The sequence below is a fragment of the Polluticoccus soli genome (assembly GCF_029269745.1).
GTDB classification, from domain to species: Bacteria; Bacteroidota; Bacteroidia; order Chitinophagales; family Chitinophagaceae; genus Polluticoccus; species Polluticoccus soli.
On sequence record NZ_JARJHT010000001.1, the window covers coordinates 1,382,346 to 1,397,909 of the forward strand.

At 46.9% G+C, this 15,564-nt stretch carries 15 protein-coding genes; 7 read left to right on the forward strand and 8 right to left on the reverse strand.

The annotated features are described in order from the left end of the window. Positions 1 to 61: 61 nt before the first annotated feature. Positions 62 to 3,217 (forward strand): ATP-dependent helicase, encoded by a 3,156-nt coding sequence (locus P2W83_RS06075; RefSeq protein ID WP_276132812.1) that lies wholly within the window; start codon positions 62 to 64, stop codon positions 3,215 to 3,217. A gap of 56 nt (positions 3,218 to 3,273) precedes the next feature. Here P2W83_RS06075 and P2W83_RS06080 read toward each other — a convergent pair whose 3' ends face one another. The 8 genes from P2W83_RS06080 to rplM all read right to left on the reverse strand — a co-directional run bounded on the left by P2W83_RS06080 (position 3,274) and on the right by rplM (position 10,099). Continuing rightward, positions 3,274 to 3,696 (reverse strand): hypothetical protein, encoded by a 423-nt coding sequence (locus P2W83_RS06080; protein WP_276132813.1) that lies wholly within the window; start codon positions 3,694 to 3,696, stop codon positions 3,274 to 3,276. Positions 3,697 to 3,711: 15 nt separating this feature from the next. Then, positions 3,712 to 4,065 (reverse strand): hypothetical protein, encoded by a 354-nt coding sequence (locus tag P2W83_RS06085; protein ID WP_276132814.1) that lies wholly within the window; start codon positions 4,063 to 4,065, stop codon positions 3,712 to 3,714. A gap of 2 nt (positions 4,066 to 4,067) precedes the next feature. After that, the gene (locus P2W83_RS06090; protein WP_276132815.1) at positions 4,068 to 4,574 is read right to left on the reverse strand and encodes a GbsR/MarR family transcriptional regulator; all 507 of its coding nucleotides are present in this window, start codon (positions 4,572 to 4,574) and stop codon (positions 4,068 to 4,070) included. Between the two features lie 137 nt (positions 4,575 to 4,711). Further along, positions 4,712 to 7,012 carry a DUF5723 family protein gene (locus P2W83_RS06095; RefSeq protein WP_276132816.1) on the reverse strand — a complete coding sequence of 767 codons (2,301 nt, stop codon included), beginning with the start codon at positions 7,010 to 7,012 and terminating at the stop codon, positions 4,712 to 4,714. Between the two features lie 230 nt (positions 7,013 to 7,242). Further along, a complete protein-coding gene (tsf, locus tag P2W83_RS06100) occupies positions 7,243 to 8,085 on the reverse strand; it encodes a translation elongation factor Ts (protein ID WP_276132817.1) in 843 nt (280 codons plus the stop codon). A 122-nt stretch (positions 8,086 to 8,207) separates the two neighbouring features. Further along, positions 8,208 to 9,179 (reverse strand): 30S ribosomal protein S2, encoded by a 972-nt coding sequence (gene rpsB / locus P2W83_RS06105; protein ID WP_276132818.1) that lies wholly within the window; start codon positions 9,177 to 9,179, stop codon positions 8,208 to 8,210. A 45-nt stretch (positions 9,180 to 9,224) separates the two neighbouring features. After that, positions 9,225 to 9,614 (reverse strand): 30S ribosomal protein S9, encoded by a 390-nt coding sequence (gene rpsI / locus P2W83_RS06110; RefSeq protein ID WP_276132819.1) that lies wholly within the window; start codon positions 9,612 to 9,614, stop codon positions 9,225 to 9,227. Positions 9,615 to 9,646: 32 nt separating this feature from the next. Next, a complete protein-coding gene (gene rplM / locus P2W83_RS06115) occupies positions 9,647 to 10,099 on the reverse strand; it encodes a 50S ribosomal protein L13 (protein WP_276132820.1) in 453 nt (150 codons plus the stop codon). A gap of 234 nt (positions 10,100 to 10,333) precedes the next feature. Here rplM and P2W83_RS06120 point away from each other — a divergent pair, with 234 nt between their 5' ends. From P2W83_RS06120 to P2W83_RS06145, 6 genes are all read left to right on the forward strand, one after another. Continuing rightward, complete coding sequence (locus P2W83_RS06120) at positions 10,334 to 10,909, forward strand: pentapeptide repeat-containing protein (protein ID WP_276132821.1); 576 nt, start codon at positions 10,334 to 10,336, stop codon at positions 10,907 to 10,909. 107 nt (positions 10,910 to 11,016) lie between these two features. Further along, positions 11,017 to 11,649, forward strand: a complete 633-nt coding sequence (locus P2W83_RS06125) for a class I SAM-dependent DNA methyltransferase (protein ID WP_276132822.1) — start codon at positions 11,017 to 11,019, stop codon at positions 11,647 to 11,649. 68 nt (positions 11,650 to 11,717) lie between these two features. Further along, positions 11,718 to 13,223 (forward strand): T9SS type A sorting domain-containing protein, encoded by a 1,506-nt coding sequence (locus P2W83_RS06130; protein ID WP_276132823.1) that lies wholly within the window; start codon positions 11,718 to 11,720, stop codon positions 13,221 to 13,223. A 621-nt stretch (positions 13,224 to 13,844) separates the two neighbouring features. Further along, positions 13,845 to 14,543, forward strand: a complete 699-nt coding sequence (locus P2W83_RS06135; protein WP_276132824.1) for a CoA transferase subunit A — start codon at positions 13,845 to 13,847, stop codon at positions 14,541 to 14,543. Positions 14,544 to 14,555: 12 nt separating this feature from the next. Continuing rightward, positions 14,556 to 15,218: a CoA transferase subunit B gene (locus P2W83_RS06140; protein ID WP_276132825.1), complete on the forward strand. Its 663-nt coding sequence runs from the start codon at positions 14,556 to 14,558 to the stop codon at positions 15,216 to 15,218. Further along, the gene (locus P2W83_RS06145) at positions 15,211 to 15,558 is read left to right on the forward strand and encodes an ArsC/Spx/MgsR family protein (protein ID WP_276132826.1); all 348 of its coding nucleotides are present in this window, start codon (positions 15,211 to 15,213) and stop codon (positions 15,556 to 15,558) included. The genes P2W83_RS06140 and P2W83_RS06145 overlap by 8 nt, the downstream gene beginning before the upstream one ends. Positions 15,559 to 15,564 lie beyond the last annotated feature (6 nt).

Below are 15,564 nucleotides of genomic sequence, written 5' to 3' on the forward strand. Positions count from 1 at the left end.
TCAAAAAGCCTGTCTGTGACAGGCTTTTTCTATTTAACTTTACTTCTTTCCGCGTACACATATGGTAGTCAACGAAGATGTTTTCCTGGGCAGGTACAATACCCTCAATGAGCAACAGCGAGCTGCTGTAGACGCTATTTACGGACCGGTAATGGTGATAGCCGGGCCGGGTACGGGTAAAACCGAAGTTCTGTCTATGCGCATTGCCAACCTGCTGCGCAGCGAAGCACAGGTGCAGCCCAGCGAGATACTCTGCCTGACGTATACCGAAGAAGCCACCAATGCAATGCGTAGGCGCCTGGTGCAGGTCATTGGCACTGCGGCGCACAAGGTGAACATCTGCACCTTCCATGGGTTTTGCAACAACGTCATCCAAAGCAACAGCAGCTATTTTAGTCTACGCTCGCTGCAGCCAATTACTGACCTGGAGCGCACAGAGTTGTTGTACGAGATCTTAGAGAAGCTACCATCGGGACACGCACTGCGCAAACTGAGTGGTAATATCTATTACGATGCCAGCCGCCTCAATCGCCTGTTCGATTTTATGAAGCGCGAGAACGTACGATGCGGAGACATTACCAACGCGGTAGACACATACCTTAATAGCCTTCCCGAACGCGAAGAGTACGTGTACAAGCGCGCAGGAAAGGGATATAAAAAAGGCGACCTGAAGCAGGCACTGATTGACGAAGAGACAAAGCGTATGAAAGACACTTGCGCTGCCGCGGAGCTGTTCGACGTTTATGAAGAACGCATGAAGGCGATCGGCAGGTATGATTTCAACGACATGATCATATGGGTGCTGGATGCATTCAAAAACAATGCGGCCCTTTTGCAAAGTTATCAGGAGCGTCACCAGTTCATCCTTGTCGATGAGTTCCAGGATACCAATGGTGCGCAAAGTGAATTGCTACAAATGCTCACGCAGTTCTGGGACGATCCCAACATCTTCGTGGTAGGCGACGACGATCAGTCCATCTACGAATTCCAGGGGGCGCGTATCCGCAATATCATCGACTTCTACCGTCAATACCAGGACGCTATCAAAGTAGTTGTATTGCCGCAAAACTATCGCTCGTCTCAAGCCATTCTCGATAAAGCGACTGCTACTATCGAGAACAATAAACAACGACTGATATACCAGCTGCAGGATCTGAAGCTGGATAAAAATATTATAGCGTCATTAGGCCGTTTCAAAGATGGCAACGATACGGTAATACCGACTATAGTTAGCTATACGAACAACCTGCACGAAGAAGCGGACATTGTTTTGCAGATAGAAAAGCTGCAGCAACAGAAAGTGCCACTGGCCGATGTTGCCGTACTATATGCGCAACACAAGCAGGCTGACAACATCATAAAGCTCCTCGAGCGTAAGGGCATTCCTTACACTGTAAAAAAACCTGTGAACATACTTGAACTCCCGCTCATAAAGCAGGTCATCAATGTATTGCAGTATATAGAAGAAGAACGCAAGGCACCTTTTACCGGTGAGAGCATGCTGTTCGAAATGATGCATGCCCCTTACTATGAAATTGCCCCGACCGATATTGCCTTACTGTCGATCTATATTCAGACGAACCGTCAACGCGACAAAAGCCTTGGCTTCTGGCGCCTGGTGCTAGGCAACGATCTGTTGCTCGAATCGCTGAACCTGAAATCAGCCACCGCTCTTCGCCGCCTCGGCCGGAACATAGACAACTGGGTACAACAACAGCTCAGTCACCCGCTACCATTGCTGGTTGAAAAGATCATCTATGAAAGTGGCATCGTGGCACACCTGGCGCAAGGTAAAGACCATCTTTGGGATATGCAGGTGCTGCACACTTTCTTCGATTTTGTGAAAGAGTGCTTCGATAAGAATGCCAACATCAAAGTAGCCGACCTGCTGATGATGATCGAAAAGATGCAGGACGAAGGCATCTCGCTGCCGGTACAAAAAGTGGTGCAGAATGAGAACGGCGTGCGTTTCTATACAGCACACGGTGCAAAAGGGCACGAGTTTGAATATGTATTCCTGGTAGGTTGCACCAAAAACTTCTGGGAGAACAAACGTGGTGCTAGCAGCGAATTTAAACTACCCGATACACTCACCAGCACCGACGACGATACCGACAAAACATATAAAACAGAAGTTGCCCGCAGGCTGTTTTATGTGGCACTCACCCGTGCTAAAAAACACTTGCATGTTTCGTTTGCAGGCAGCGACAACCAGGGCAAACCGCTGGAGCATTCTGTATTTATAGACGAAATAAGCAGTGCCGAAGAACGCTTACAAAAAGCAGTACCACAACATGAATTGTTGCAGCATATGCAATGGGCTATGGAACCGGTGTCTGATGTGCGAATAGAGCTGGCCAACCATCAATGGATAGAACGACTGTTATCGCAGTTCACGATGAGCTATACCACACTGAGTAAGTTCCTGAATTGCCCGCTGAGTTTCTACTATGAGAGTATACTACGCGTACCGTTTCAGAAAAACGACGCACTGGTATTCGGTAGCGCTGTGCACGCGGCACTCGAGCGTATGTTCGAGATCATGAAAGAGAACAAGGGTTTGTTCCCGCCAAAAGAAGACGTGACCCGCATCTTTGCTGCTGAAATGTACCGCGAACAGGGAAGCTTCACCAAAGTACAGTTCGAGCGCAGAATGGAACAGGGACTTACCGTGCTAAACGAATACTACGATAAATACATCAACGACTTCTGGAAAGAGGTAGAAATAGAACACAAGGTCAGCAGGTTTATGCTGGATGGTGTACCAGTTACTGGTAAAATAGATAAGATAGAAAACCACGAAGACGGCTGCGTGGTTATCGACTATAAGAGCGGCGATCCTGACAAGTCAGCCTCTGCTTATACTTCAGGCCCCAATGAGAAAGACCCGCTGGGTGGAGACTACTGGCGGCAGATGGTATTCTACAAACTGCTGCTCGAAAACAATCCTGACAAGACGTTCAAGTTCAAGACCGGTATTTTCGATTACATCGAGAAAGGAAAGAAAACCAATCAATACAAGCGTGTTGAAGTTCCGGTATTTGCTACCGACGAAGAAATAGTACGTAAGCAGCTGAAAGACGCCTACGTCAGGATCATGAACCACGACTTCGACAAAGGCTGTGGTGAAGAAGATTGTAACTGGTGCAATTTTGCTAAACAGTACCAGCTGGTGCGTCCTGCTGTTGGTGTTGAGCCGGCGGAGATCGATGTTTAAATATTGAAAAAGCAAAGGGGCGGTTATGAATAACCGCCCCTTTTTTATGATGATGACTATTGCACTTGTCCTGTGTTCGTTCCACCTGCTTGCAGCCTTTGCATCATCTGGCGTTCTTCATAACGCTGCTTGGCTACACGTTTACCGCGGAAGAATAGATAGAGATTGAAGAACAGCATTATGCCGAGGTAAATGCTGAACCCACCAATCTTATAGCTTAGTACTTCGATAGCTTCCTGTGTACCGGGTACCCAGGTGTTGATCTTGAGGATGTACAACGCAAAGCCGATGTTGAGTAAGTAGAATCCGATCTTGAACAGCGTATTGGTAGCAACCGCAATTTCCTCTCGCCCGAAGAAAATATCGCGCATGAAGACTAAACCATTCTTAAACAGCGTGTAGGCGACATACCATGTCAGCAACACTACTACTGGCAGATATATAAAATAGGCCGTAACGATAAATTGATTGTTGTTCATAATTGAAACGTTTATTTAGTGAAATAATGCTTGTCGTTTTGAGAGATAATAGATCAGCCACATGTTGAAGTAATGTGTCACCGCCAATATCAGTATCAGCACACCTATATTCGTCCCCAGGCTCGACACCAGCACTTCCACATCAGTCACGTTAGTCCAGAAACGCAACTTTAAAAACGCATACCCTATGTTGAACAGGTAGTACGCCACCAGCAATATCGTGTTCACATAATCAGTCTGCTCAACATTTCCTTTGAACAGTCCAAGAATAAATACCCTCCCGTTGTTGTAAAACAACCTTCCTACGTAAACAATGATATATACCATGATCGTGAGGTAGATCGTGTAGGCGAGGATATTGTAGTTCATGGCTATAAGAACATTTTCATCAACTTTAGTAATAACTCACCTTTAGGTGAAAGGAACAGTTTATCCGCCAGCTGTCCTACCTGGTTGGTAAAGACGCTCAGCTCCTTTACCTGCTTTTTGAATTCCTGCTCTTCTTCGCTCTTGCCGATCTCTTTGCTTGCTGACATCTCTTTGAGCATACCCAATACAGGATCCAGCTCGCGCTGTTTACGTATCGTGCCTATTTTGTGCGACCACTTCCATACATCCTTCTCTGCCACGAAATACTCTTTCCTGTCGCCGGCGATAGTCTTCTTATAAATGATGCCCCAGTCCAGTAGCTGCCTTAAGCTCATGTTGGCATTGCCTCGAGAGATGGTGAGCTCTTCCATGATCGCGTCTGTAGAAAGTGGATTGGGTGCTATCAGCAGCAGCGCCTGTATCTGCGCCATTGTCTTGTTAATGCCCCACTGACTGCCCAGTACGCCCCAAGTTTCTATGAACTGCTTCTTGGCCTCTTCGAATTTCATAACCTAAAGCTACACTACTATTTTGAATTTTCAATATTTTCTGAAAGTTTATTTTTGATCGAAATTTAGACTTGAATATCAGCAATAAAAAAAGCCGGCTTACGCCGGCTTTTCTCTCTGTTATGTGGAGGTTTGGTCTATTTCAGTTTCAGATCCATTGCTACGCGCCGATTCTTCGCACGGCCTGCAGCTGTTTTGTTGCTGGCTACTGGTTTAGCATCACCGAAACCTGCAGCGCTCAACCTGCTCGCATCAATGCCTTTAGAGATGAAGTAATCCCTAACAGCATTTGCACGGTTTTCAGACAGTTCCAGGTTCTTAGTAGCGTTACCTACGTTGTCTGAGTGACCTTCGATGGTCATGTTGTAGTCAGAGTATTCGTTCAGGATAGCTACGATCTCATCAAGGATCTTGTTAGATGTTTTCTTGATAGTTGCTTTACCCAGATCGAACTGGATAGCAGTTGCCGCAAAGGCCAGACGTTTCTTCACCTCAGCTTTCACTTCAGGACAACCTGAGTTAGCAGCGGTACCAGCAACCTGAGGACATTTATCCATGTTATCGGCTATGCCATCGTTGTCTGTATCAGGACAGCCTTGGTTAGCTATAGAACCTGCTGCATTCGGACATTTGTCTTCGTTATCAGCGATACCATCCTGGTCACTGTCAGCGCAACCTTTGAATTGCGCCAGACCAGCCTGGTCAGGACAAGCATCATCCATATTGGCAATACCATCTTTATCGCGGTCAGGGCAACCTTGCATAGCAACTTCACCAGCTTCTTGAGGACAACGGTCTTCAGCATCAGCTACGCCATCCATATCAGCATCAGGGCAACCTTGAGCAGTTTTAGAACCTGCTACGTCAGGGCAATTGTCTTCTTTATCAAGTACACCGTCACCATCTTTATCAGGATCAGGGCAGCCTTTCATTGCCCAAACACCTTTTTCGTGCTCGCACTTGTCACGTTTGTTCGACACCATGTCACCATCGCTGTCCCGTGGGCGTTTTTTGTTGAATGGTACATAAGCGCCCATATAGAAGTTGGCACTGTACCTGCCTCCAAAGCTTGCCACAAGATCATCGCTTCCTACAAAGAAACCACCAACACGAAGACCAAGGCCTACCCTGATATTTTCAGAAAGCATGCTGTAGGTAATAGGAAGGCTTGCTGTGAATATGCGGGTATCCCAACGCGGCGTAACAGTAAACTGGTTATAAAAGCTGTTACCTGCCATGTCATGCCTGCGCATGTTTGCAAAATAAGTTGCGTTTATATATAGGTTGCTTACAGCATGATAGTCAACACCAACTATCAACGTTGTCGGCATACCTACTTTTGTTTCACCAGCGCCACGTTTAGCAGTCATACCGCGCGATTCAAGGTATTGTGCAAATGCAGCAGTATCCTTAATTTTTTCCAATACTTCAGTTCCTGTTATTACTGTAGAGTCAGTGCTGTTTGTATTAAAATCAATCTTGGCGTCCGATTTATATTTAATAGAGCCAAGGTCGCTGATGGAAGCAGAGAAGCGCATTTTATATGGGTTTTTGCTTGCATCCAGGATACCTGTTTTGCCATCCATATCATAACGATAGTCGGCATGGTCAGGCCTCCATTCGTAAACAAAACCCAGGTCAGCCCCAATACCATTGCCCGCACTGCCACCAAAGAATTGGCTGAAGTCCACATCAGCAGTGGAATCTACAAGTATCTGCGATGCATTTTTTTGCGAATAGTGGAAGTCGGTGTTAGTAAGCGTCAAAAACGCGTCGCGGCTTTGTTCGTCTAACCTGTATTTCGCATTGATATTATTACTGAACACGCTGATATAGGCAGCACCCATCAGGTAACGCAGAGTAGCGCCGCCTTTTACCATGTGCTGGCCCTTGTCATAGATCACACCACCATAGGTGAGGCCTATCTCGCTCCAGCCATTCATGGTCCAGTTAAAATCTTTAACCACCAGCTGCTGGTCTTTTGAAAGGTCTGCAACGGCCGAATCCGTAAGTAGCTTGTAAAGGCCTTGGTTGAAATTGTGGAACTGGCTCATAGCTCGCATGCGCGTGGTCAGGGCGATACCATGTTTACCTTTAATATTTACGAAAACGCCTGGTAAACGAACCTCTGCGTAGGGTGCTAATATGCTGAACTTGTCACTTTTACCAAAAGTAAGACCATCCCTTACCGGCTCATCATTTCGGATGGCACTTATTACCTTGGTGAAGTCGACAGCGGCCAGGCTGTTGTCAGCACCAATGTTGGCGTTGAACAGGTCAATGCTGAATTTGTGCCTGCTGTCTGCAGCATTGGCCGGATTCAGGTATAGTGGGTTAGTGCCACCCCAATTGCTGGTAGCAATACCCATGTAGCGTTGTGCCTGGCCTGCCATTGGCAAGGTAGCAGCGAGCGCTAATGCGAGAGTAAATTTCTTCATAATTATTTGGTCGTTTTTGTAAGAGGTATATGTATGATATAGATCGCTATGGGGCAACTGTTATATTCAAACAAATCACCATCTTTGTAACATAGCGCAAAAGAAGTAAATATTTTCCAATTCCGGAAATACATAAATCATTGTCCTTACCGATTTTTGCTCATCATTATCTCAATCGGCAATAAAAAAGCCCTCCCGATCTGGGAGGGCTTTTATGGCATGCAAGATAATTATGCACCTACAGCTACACGCTTGAAAGCGGTAACGGTCAGGTCAGCTTCTACAGATTTCAGGTATTCGGCAACAGATTTACCGTTGTCTTTTACGAAAGCTTGTGGAAGCAGGGTATTTTCTTTGAAGAATTTGTTCAGTTTACCAGCTGCGATCTTTTCAGCCATATCAGCTGCTTTACCTTCAGCCATAACTTGTTCTACTGCGATAGCTTTTTCACGCTCTACCATTTCAGGAGAGATGCTATCAGCATCAACAGCCAGCGGATTCATCGCAGCAATTTGCATAGCTACGTCTTTACCGGCAGCGATCACGTTTTCGTTAGCAGCTTTGTTCAGGCCAACCAGAACACCGATACGGTAACCAGCGTGGATGTAAGGAACAACGGTAGCAGCGGTCATTGTTTCGAAACGGATAACGTCGATCTTCTCACCGATCTTAGCAACCATTTCCAGCAGTTTTTCTGCTACAGTAGCACCTTCCATAGAAGCAGCCTTCAGGTCTTCTACAGTTGTAGCTTTAGTTTGCAGTGCGATATCAGCGATTTGCTGTGCGAAAGCGATGAACTCAGCGTTCTTCGCTACGAAGTCAGTTTCAGAGCTCAGGTTAACGATAACACCGTAAGTGTTGTCGGCTGATGCTTTAGCCAGTACCACGCCTTCTTTAGCTTCGCGGTCGCTACGATTTGCAGCTACTTTCTGGCCTTTTTTACGCAGGTAGTCAATAGCTTTTTCGAAATCGCCATCGCTTTCCATCAGGGCTTTGCGGCAATCCATCATACCAGCGCCTGTTTGTTGGCGCAGTTTGTTCACGTCTGCTGCAGATATTGTTACGCTACTCATTGTAAGTATCCTTTTATAGTTTTATAAAATTCGTTTCGAAATTCAGGATTTAAGCCCAAAGCCCCAACAATGGGGCTTTGAACTTATTGTTATTTTAAGATCAGATCGATCTGAGGTTCAGACTACCTTTTGGTTGCACCTGTGCTTGGGCGTGTACCGCCACCACCAGGACCACGGCCTGCACCTGCAGGACGATTGCCACCACCAGGACGGTTACCAGCACCACCCGGACGGTTGCCACCACGGCCAGCACCACCACCAGCACCCTGGCGACCAGCGCCTGCGCCGGCACCGCGACCACGGCGTTCGCCTCTTTCTTTGTCACCGCCTTCTTCGTCGATGTCAAGACCATGCATCCTTTCAGTACCTTCTTCAGCAGCTTCATCTTCTTCTTTCACCTGAGAACGCTCCTGGAGACCTTCCATGATAGCAGCAGTCAGATATTGAACGATGATAGCGATAGATTTTGTCGCATCGTCGTTTGAAGGGATAGCGAAGTCAACTTTAGTAGGATCGCTGTTGGTATCAACCATAGCGAAAGTCATGATGCCCAGGCGTTTTGCTTCTGCCAGTGCAATGTGCTCGTGGCTGATATCAACCATGAACAGTGCAGCTGGAGTGCGGCCCATTTGAGAGATACCACCCAGTACTTTTTCCATTTTCTCCTTGCTACGGCTCAGGGTCAGGCGCTCTTTCTTAGTTACGCTGTCCATAGTACCGTCTTGCAGCATTTTTTCGATGCTCTGCATCTTCTTAACGCTCTTGCGGATAGTCTGGAAGTTGGTCAGCATACCACCCAGCCAACGTTCTGTAACGAATGGCATGTTTACTTTAGCAGCAGCTTCAGCAACTATTTCTTTAGCCTGTTTTTTAGTAGCTACGAACATGATCTTCTTACCGCTCTTCGCGATAGATTTCAGTGCAGCAGCAGCTTCATCAAGGCCTTCGATCGTTTTGTTCAGGTCAATTATATGGATGCCGTTCTTTTCAGCAAAGATGTACGGCAGCATTTTTGGATTCCACTTTTTCTTCAGGTGGCCAAAATGTACACCAGCTTCCAAAAGTTGCTGGTGCAGGCTTTTATTTTCTTCCATTGTTGTAATTTCTTGTGGTTTAAAAATAAACTGTGTAACCAGCGATTAACGTTTAGAGAACTGGAAGCTACGACGTGCTTTACGCTTACCGAATTTCTTACGCTCTACAGAACGTGGGTCACGGGTCATCAGGCCTTCCTTCTTCAGGGCAGGACGATATTCCGGATTCACTTCGCAAAGAGCACGAGAGATAGCCATTTTAATAGCTTCTGCCTGGCCTTTAGGACCACCACCCTGCACGTTCACAACGATATCAAAGCTGCTAACTGCGTCAACGGCTTTCAAAGGCAGCTCTACCTGATTTTGCAGGTACATCAGCGGAAAATATGCCTTGTATTCTTTGTCGTTTACCGTGATAGTACCGGTGCCTTTGCTCATGTACACACGTGCAACTGCTTCTTTACGGCGACCAACGGCGTTTTTTTGCTTTTCCATTTATTACTTAATGATTTGGAATTTGGAATTGATTACTTCGTGTTAAGGTTTAATTCCTTTGGTTGCTGTGCTTTATGTGGATGCTCAGCACCTTCGTAAACGAAGAGTTTCTTGTACATAGCACGGCCAAGGCGGTTTTTAGGAAGCATACCTTTTACAGCGCGCTCGATAACCACGTTTGGACGACGGCCCAGCAGTTCTTTTGCTGTTTCGCCTTTCTGGCCACCAGGATATCCTGAGTAGGTCAGGTATTCTTTATCTTCCAGTTTGTTGCCGGTAAACTTCACTTTGCCAGAGTTTACAACGATAACATAATCACCAGCGTCGAAGTGTGGCGTATAATAAGCTTTGTGCTTGCCGCGCAGTACTGACGCGATCCTGGTGCACATGCGGCCAACTGTTTGGTTAGTAGCATCTACTACATACCAGTCGCGTTTTACGATCTTCTCGTTGGCTGATTGTGTTTTAAAACTAAGATGTCTCATTTCTTTGGATTGCTTGTTTTCCCGAAAAAAATTTTGGGAATGCAAAGGTACGGGCACCCTTTAAATGCACCAAGAATTTCATTAACTTTTTTCAGGCTATCTTCATAACCAATTGATTTTCAATGAAATTTTTGGAAACTTTTTGTGCGAAGGTATCGAAATAGCCCGTTTTTCAGGCTTCCTGCCCGGCTCTGAAACCCCAAACCGCTATCTTTAGGCTCTTTCAAGCTGCCCATGAGCCAGAATTTTTACCTCGACCAGGCCTTTGACAATGCTACCGTAGCCGCTACGCTTGCAGAAAAAGCCGAGTACGAGAACTGCACTTTTAATAATTGCGACCTGTCCAACACCGACGTGTCCGGTATCATATATATAGACTGCACCTTCACCGGCTGCAACCTGAGTATGGCCAAACTGGTCAAAACCGCCTTTCGCGGGGTGAAGTTTGTGAACTGCAAGATGATGGGCCTGCAGCTGGGCGACTGTAGTGAGTTTGCCCTCGAGTTCAGCTTCGACGGTTGCACGCTCGACCATTCGTCGTTTTACCAGATGAAACTGAAGAAGACCAGCTTTAAAGACTGCCGCATGGTTGAGACCGACCTCACCAGCGCCGACCTGACCGAGGCCGTTTTCAACAACTGCGACCTCTCCGGCACCACCTTCGACAATACCACCCTCGAAAAAGCCGACCTCCGCACCGCCTATAACTATTCCATAGACCCGGAAAAGAACAAGATCAAAAAAGCCAAATTTTCCCTTGCCGGCATCCCCGGCCTGTTAGACAAGTACAACATAGATATCGAAGTATAGGCTTCCTTTCAAAAGCCATGAGTTCCCCATCCCCTCTTGAGAGGGGCGTGCGGCAGGAGTGTGCGCGAGCGGGGTGTGTCTTATAGGTAATTACGTAACTTAAAGTCGTGGACAAAAGCCAGATAGCCATCGACGTCTTCAACAAACGCGCCCAACAGTACCAGGAGAAATTCATGGACGTAAGCGCCTATGCTGTCATGCTCGATGCCTTCTGCGAACAACTACTACCAAATGCAAAACTCCTCGAGCTGGCCTGCGGCCCCGGCAATATCACCAAATACTTATTAAATAAACGTCCCGACCTCCAAATCCTCGCTACCGACTTAGCACCCAACATGCTGGAACTGGCCAAAGCCAACAACCCCGGTATCGAAACAAAACTGTTTGATTGCCGCGACATCAACACACTCGCAGAAAAATACGACGGTATCATGTGCAGCTTCTGCCTGCCTTATCTCTCTAAAGAGGAAGCGATACAACTAACAAAAGACGCGGCCCATCTACTCCATCCTAACGGGCTGCTCTACCTCAGCACCATGGAAGGCGATTACACTAGATCAGCCTGGCAGCAATCTTCCCAGGGTGACGAGTTGTTCATCTACATGCATGAAGCAGATTATTTATTGCAGGCGTTGCATGATCATGGCTTTGATACGGTGGATACACGGAGGGTGATCATTGAGGATGTGACGGATCTTGTTTTGCTGGCAGCGAAGTGGCCTCCTGCCTGCTCGTACTGAGGAAACTTACAAGACTTTTACAAAACTGCTATAGATATTTAGCACCTTTAACCTACCAAACCTATAATATGAAACCTTGCTTTCTCATCGCTTTGCTCCTGCTTGCGTTTATTATGCCTGCACACGCCCAGGGGCCTGACTGGAAATGGGCGATAACAGCAGGCGGTGTAGACGCGGCTACGGACAACGAGGGTAATATCTATCTTACAGGATACGTAATAGACTCAGTTATTATTGGAAGCACCGTGTTAAAAAACTCCGCGGGATATGCCGATATATACCTGGCCAAGATCGATCCTTCAGGTAAAGTAATCTGGGCAAAGACCACTCCCGGAAATAACAATGAGCTGGCATCTGGTATTGCGCTAGACAATGCCGGCAACATTTACCTGAATGCATCGGTAAAGATTTCGACCTTGCCATTTGTTTTTAATGCTACCACCCTGAACACGTTCGGCAGCGATGATTTTCTGTTTGCCAAATACGATAATAACGGCAACCTGCTATGGGCACGAACCGCGGGCGGCCCCGACCTCGATTTCACATTTGCCGATGGTATATCATGCGATGGAGCCGGCAATTTTGTAATTACGGGCAAGTTCGGAACCTACTGCGTTTTCGGAAATGACACCTTGTTTGATTCGGGGACTGAGGATATCGTTATTGCTAAGTATAATACCAACGGAGATGTTGTGTGGGCCAAAAGCGCTGGTGGAAAAAAATCTGACCGTGGCTTTAGCCTGACAAGCGACGCAGCAGGCAATGTGTATGCTACCGGTTACTATACCGACACCGCCTGGTTCGACAACACGATGGTTACTGCAGGTGATGGACTGGCACACACTTATATCGCGAAATACGGTGCAGCGGGGCAATTGCAGTGGGCAAAATCTACAGGAGGAGCATTTGGATCTAACATTGTTGTAGATGCGTCTGCGTTTATTTACCTCACAGGCAAGGCGGGCTCCAGCGATACGTTCGACGGTATCCATGCTACCGGCAACGGTTATTCATTTTTAGCCAAATGCGATAACACAGGCAAAGCCTTATGGGCCTACAGAAGCGGCAGAAACGGCAATGGCTTATCAGATATTGAAGTTGACCCCGACGGCAATATCTATTTTTCTGCAGATAGCATCGTCGTCCAAAAGTTTACTGGCTACGGACAGTCCCTCTGGGAAGTGATCAATCCCAAGCCAGACTATTCGGCTATTCTTACTTCCGATAACAATGGCAACATCTATGCTTCGGGGAATATTCATGCCAATATCTCTATCGGCTCACATACTGTAGCCGCTCCACATTACCTCGCACGGCTTTCACCATTTCCTGCATCAGTTCCCGAGGTTGCAGAGCGCAGTATCAATCTATACCCCAACCCAGCCAACACGCAGCTGCATATCGAAGGCACTACGCTGAAGACCTATTCCATAACCGAAGTGCTTGGCCGAAAAATACTCGAGGGTGAAACGATTGATAATGCAATCGATATTCACACACTGTCGCCGGGTAATTATATCCTTAACTTCCAGTTGGACGGGAAGGAAAGCCATGCAAAGTTTGTGAAGCAGTAATATCATTAAATTATCGTATCTTTGCTATTAATAATCCAGCCTCACAAAACCGGATTATCACCATAACCATGAAAAACTATCCATCTAAAAATTCGTTGCGTTCCAACAATTCTCAAAAAACACAACAAAAAGCAACAATCCACAACATCGGGTTTCCGTCTGTTGTCCTTGCTGCTGACACAAGATCGACAACAACCGACAACAACCGAGCGCAGCGAGACTCTTTGCCACCTTTGAAAAAGACTTCATGACGGCAAAAACTTGCGTTTTAAAAACAGTAACAAAAGGTAACATCTACCCCGGTTAACGCACACAAAACCAGCACATAAGAAAAAATCACGCAAGTGACATTACTATTGCGACTGTTACCCCGTTACTAAAATATCGGTTTGACTGTTCTTTCGGCAGACGAGAGCGTCTCACAATGTATGTTGAAGCAGAATTAGCACCCGGCCTCATTAGCATTCGAAATAAAAACACGTATCAAATGCTAACAAATTCAGCCCCAAAAGCAGCCTGGACAGCATATACCACCAGTAACATAATATGAGGGTGTAACAATTTGCATGAAAACGCACATCTGCCAATTAGTAGTAAATTAGCGCCAAATTTTACCGACCGATGAACAAAGTAGTCGCGAATGCTGACGAAGCGATAAAAGATATACAATCGGGTGCTACCCTGATGCTGGGCGGTTTTGGCCTCTGCGGCATACCCGAGAACTGCATTGCTGCCCTCGTTAAGAAGGGCGTCAACGACCTGACCTGCATTTCCAACAATGCCGGTGTAGACGATTTCGGCATAGGCCTGTTGTTACAGGGCAAACAGGTGAAGAAAATGATCTCTTCATATGTAGGCGAGAACGCTGAATTCGAGCGCCAACTGCTTAGCGGTGAGCTGAAAGTAGAATTAATCCCCCAGGGCACTTTAGCAACGCGCTGCATGGCAGCCGGTTATGGCATGCCTGCGGTGTACCTGCTGGCTGGTGTAGGTACTGAAGTAGCCGAAGGCAAAGAGACCCGCAACTTCAATGGCAAAGACTACCTGCTGGAATACGCTTTCGATGCAGACTTTGCTATTGTAAAAGCATGGAAAGGTGATACACAGGGTAACCTGGTGTTCAAAGAAACTGCCCGCAACTTCAACCCGATGATGGCTATGGCAGGTAAGATCACCATCGCTGAGGTAGAAGAGCTGGTACCTGTTGGTGAACTGGATCCTAACCAGATACACACACCAGGAGTATACGTACACCGCATATTTCAGGGTGCTAACTACGAGAAACGCATTGAACAACGCACTACAAGAAAACGCTCATAATTAATTAGACTAATGCCACTTAATAAAGAACAAATAGCGCAACGTATCGCGCAGGAGCTGCAGGACGGTTTTTACGTGAACCTCGGTATTGGCATACCGACACTTGTAGCCAACTATATTCCACAAGGTGTAAAAGTTGTACTGCAATCTGAAAACGGTTTGCTGGGCATGGGCCCCTTCCCCTTCGAAGGCGAAGAAAACCCTGACCTGATCAATGCGGGTAAGCAAACAATTACGACCGTTCCCGGCTCTGTATTTTTCGACAGCGCCATGAGCTTTGGTATGATCCGCGCCGGCAAAGTGGACCTGACAGTACTGGGCGCTATGGAAGTGGCAGACAACGGCGATATTGCCAACTGGAAGATACCCGGCAAAATGGTGAAGGGCATGGGTGGGGCCATGGACCTGGTAGCTGCCGCAAAGAACATCATCGTAGCCATGCAGCACACCAACCCTAAGGGTGAAAGTAAGCTCCTGCCAAAATGCAGCCTCCCACTGACTGGTGTAAAATGCGTGAAGAAGATCGTTTCAGACCTTGGTGTATTTGATGTTACCCCCGATGGTTTCCGTTGCCTGGAATATGCTCCTGGCGTAACTATAGACGAGATCAAAGCCAAAACCGCGGGCCGACTGACGATTGCTGACGATGTAAAGGAAATGGTTTTCAATGCCTAAGGTGACGATATACCACAACGGAGAGTGCAGTAAGTGTAAAGAGACCAATGAGCTGCTGCAAAGCAGGGGTTATGATATAGACTACCGTTTTTACCTGCTGGAGCCGCCTACGGAAGCTGAACTGCAAGGGGTTTTAGATAAGCTTCGCATGCAGCCTTCCCAGATATTGCGGCGCGGAGAACCGCTGTTTACTGAAAAGTTTGAAGGTAAAGATCTTACGGAAAACGAGTGGTTGAAAGTCATTGTTGACAACCCCATCCTGATGCAAAGGCCGATAGTGATCAACGGAGAAAGGGCCATCATTGCCCGCCCCCCGGAAAAAGTATTGGACATTATATAACCGCGA

What these genes read in the sequence shown, in the direction of transcription:
- rpsI (WP_276132819.1), bottom strand. Translation starts at nt 9,614, where the DNA reads ATGGAAAAGCAAAAAAACGCCGTTGGTCGCCGTAAAGAAGCAGTTGCA.
- tsf (WP_276132817.1), bottom strand. Translation starts at nt 8,085, where the DNA reads ATGAGTAGCGTAACAATATCTGCAGCAGACGTGAACAAACTGCGCCAA.
- P2W83_RS06095 (WP_276132816.1), bottom strand. Translation starts at nt 7,012, where the DNA reads ATGAAGAAATTTACTCTCGCATTAGCGCTCGCTGCTACCTTGCCAATG.
- rpsB (WP_276132818.1), bottom strand. Translation starts at nt 9,179, where the DNA reads ATGGAAGAAAATAAAAGCCTGCACCAGCAACTTTTGGAAGCTGGTGTA.
- rplM (WP_276132820.1), bottom strand. Translation starts at nt 10,099, where the DNA reads ATGAGACATCTTAGTTTTAAAACACAATCAGCCAACGAGAAGATCGTA.
- P2W83_RS06135 (WP_276132824.1), top strand. Translation starts at nt 13,845, where the DNA reads ATGAACAAAGTAGTCGCGAATGCTGACGAAGCGATAAAAGATATACAA.
- P2W83_RS06090 (WP_276132815.1), bottom strand. Translation starts at nt 4,574, where the DNA reads ATGAAATTCGAAGAGGCCAAGAAGCAGTTCATAGAAACTTGGGGCGTA.
- P2W83_RS06140 (WP_276132825.1), top strand. Translation starts at nt 14,556, where the DNA reads ATGCCACTTAATAAAGAACAAATAGCGCAACGTATCGCGCAGGAGCTG.
- P2W83_RS06080 (WP_276132813.1), bottom strand. Translation starts at nt 3,696, where the DNA reads ATGAACAACAATCAATTTATCGTTACGGCCTATTTTATATATCTGCCA.
- P2W83_RS06120 (WP_276132821.1), top strand. Translation starts at nt 10,334, where the DNA reads ATGAGCCAGAATTTTTACCTCGACCAGGCCTTTGACAATGCTACCGTA.
- P2W83_RS06075 (WP_276132812.1), top strand. Translation starts at nt 62, where the DNA reads ATGGTAGTCAACGAAGATGTTTTCCTGGGCAGGTACAATACCCTCAAT.
- P2W83_RS06145 (WP_276132826.1), top strand. Translation starts at nt 15,211, where the DNA reads ATGCCTAAGGTGACGATATACCACAACGGAGAGTGCAGTAAGTGTAAA.
- P2W83_RS06085 (WP_276132814.1), bottom strand. Translation starts at nt 4,065, where the DNA reads ATGAACTACAATATCCTCGCCTACACGATCTACCTCACGATCATGGTA.
- P2W83_RS06130 (WP_276132823.1), top strand. Translation starts at nt 11,718, where the DNA reads ATGAAACCTTGCTTTCTCATCGCTTTGCTCCTGCTTGCGTTTATTATG.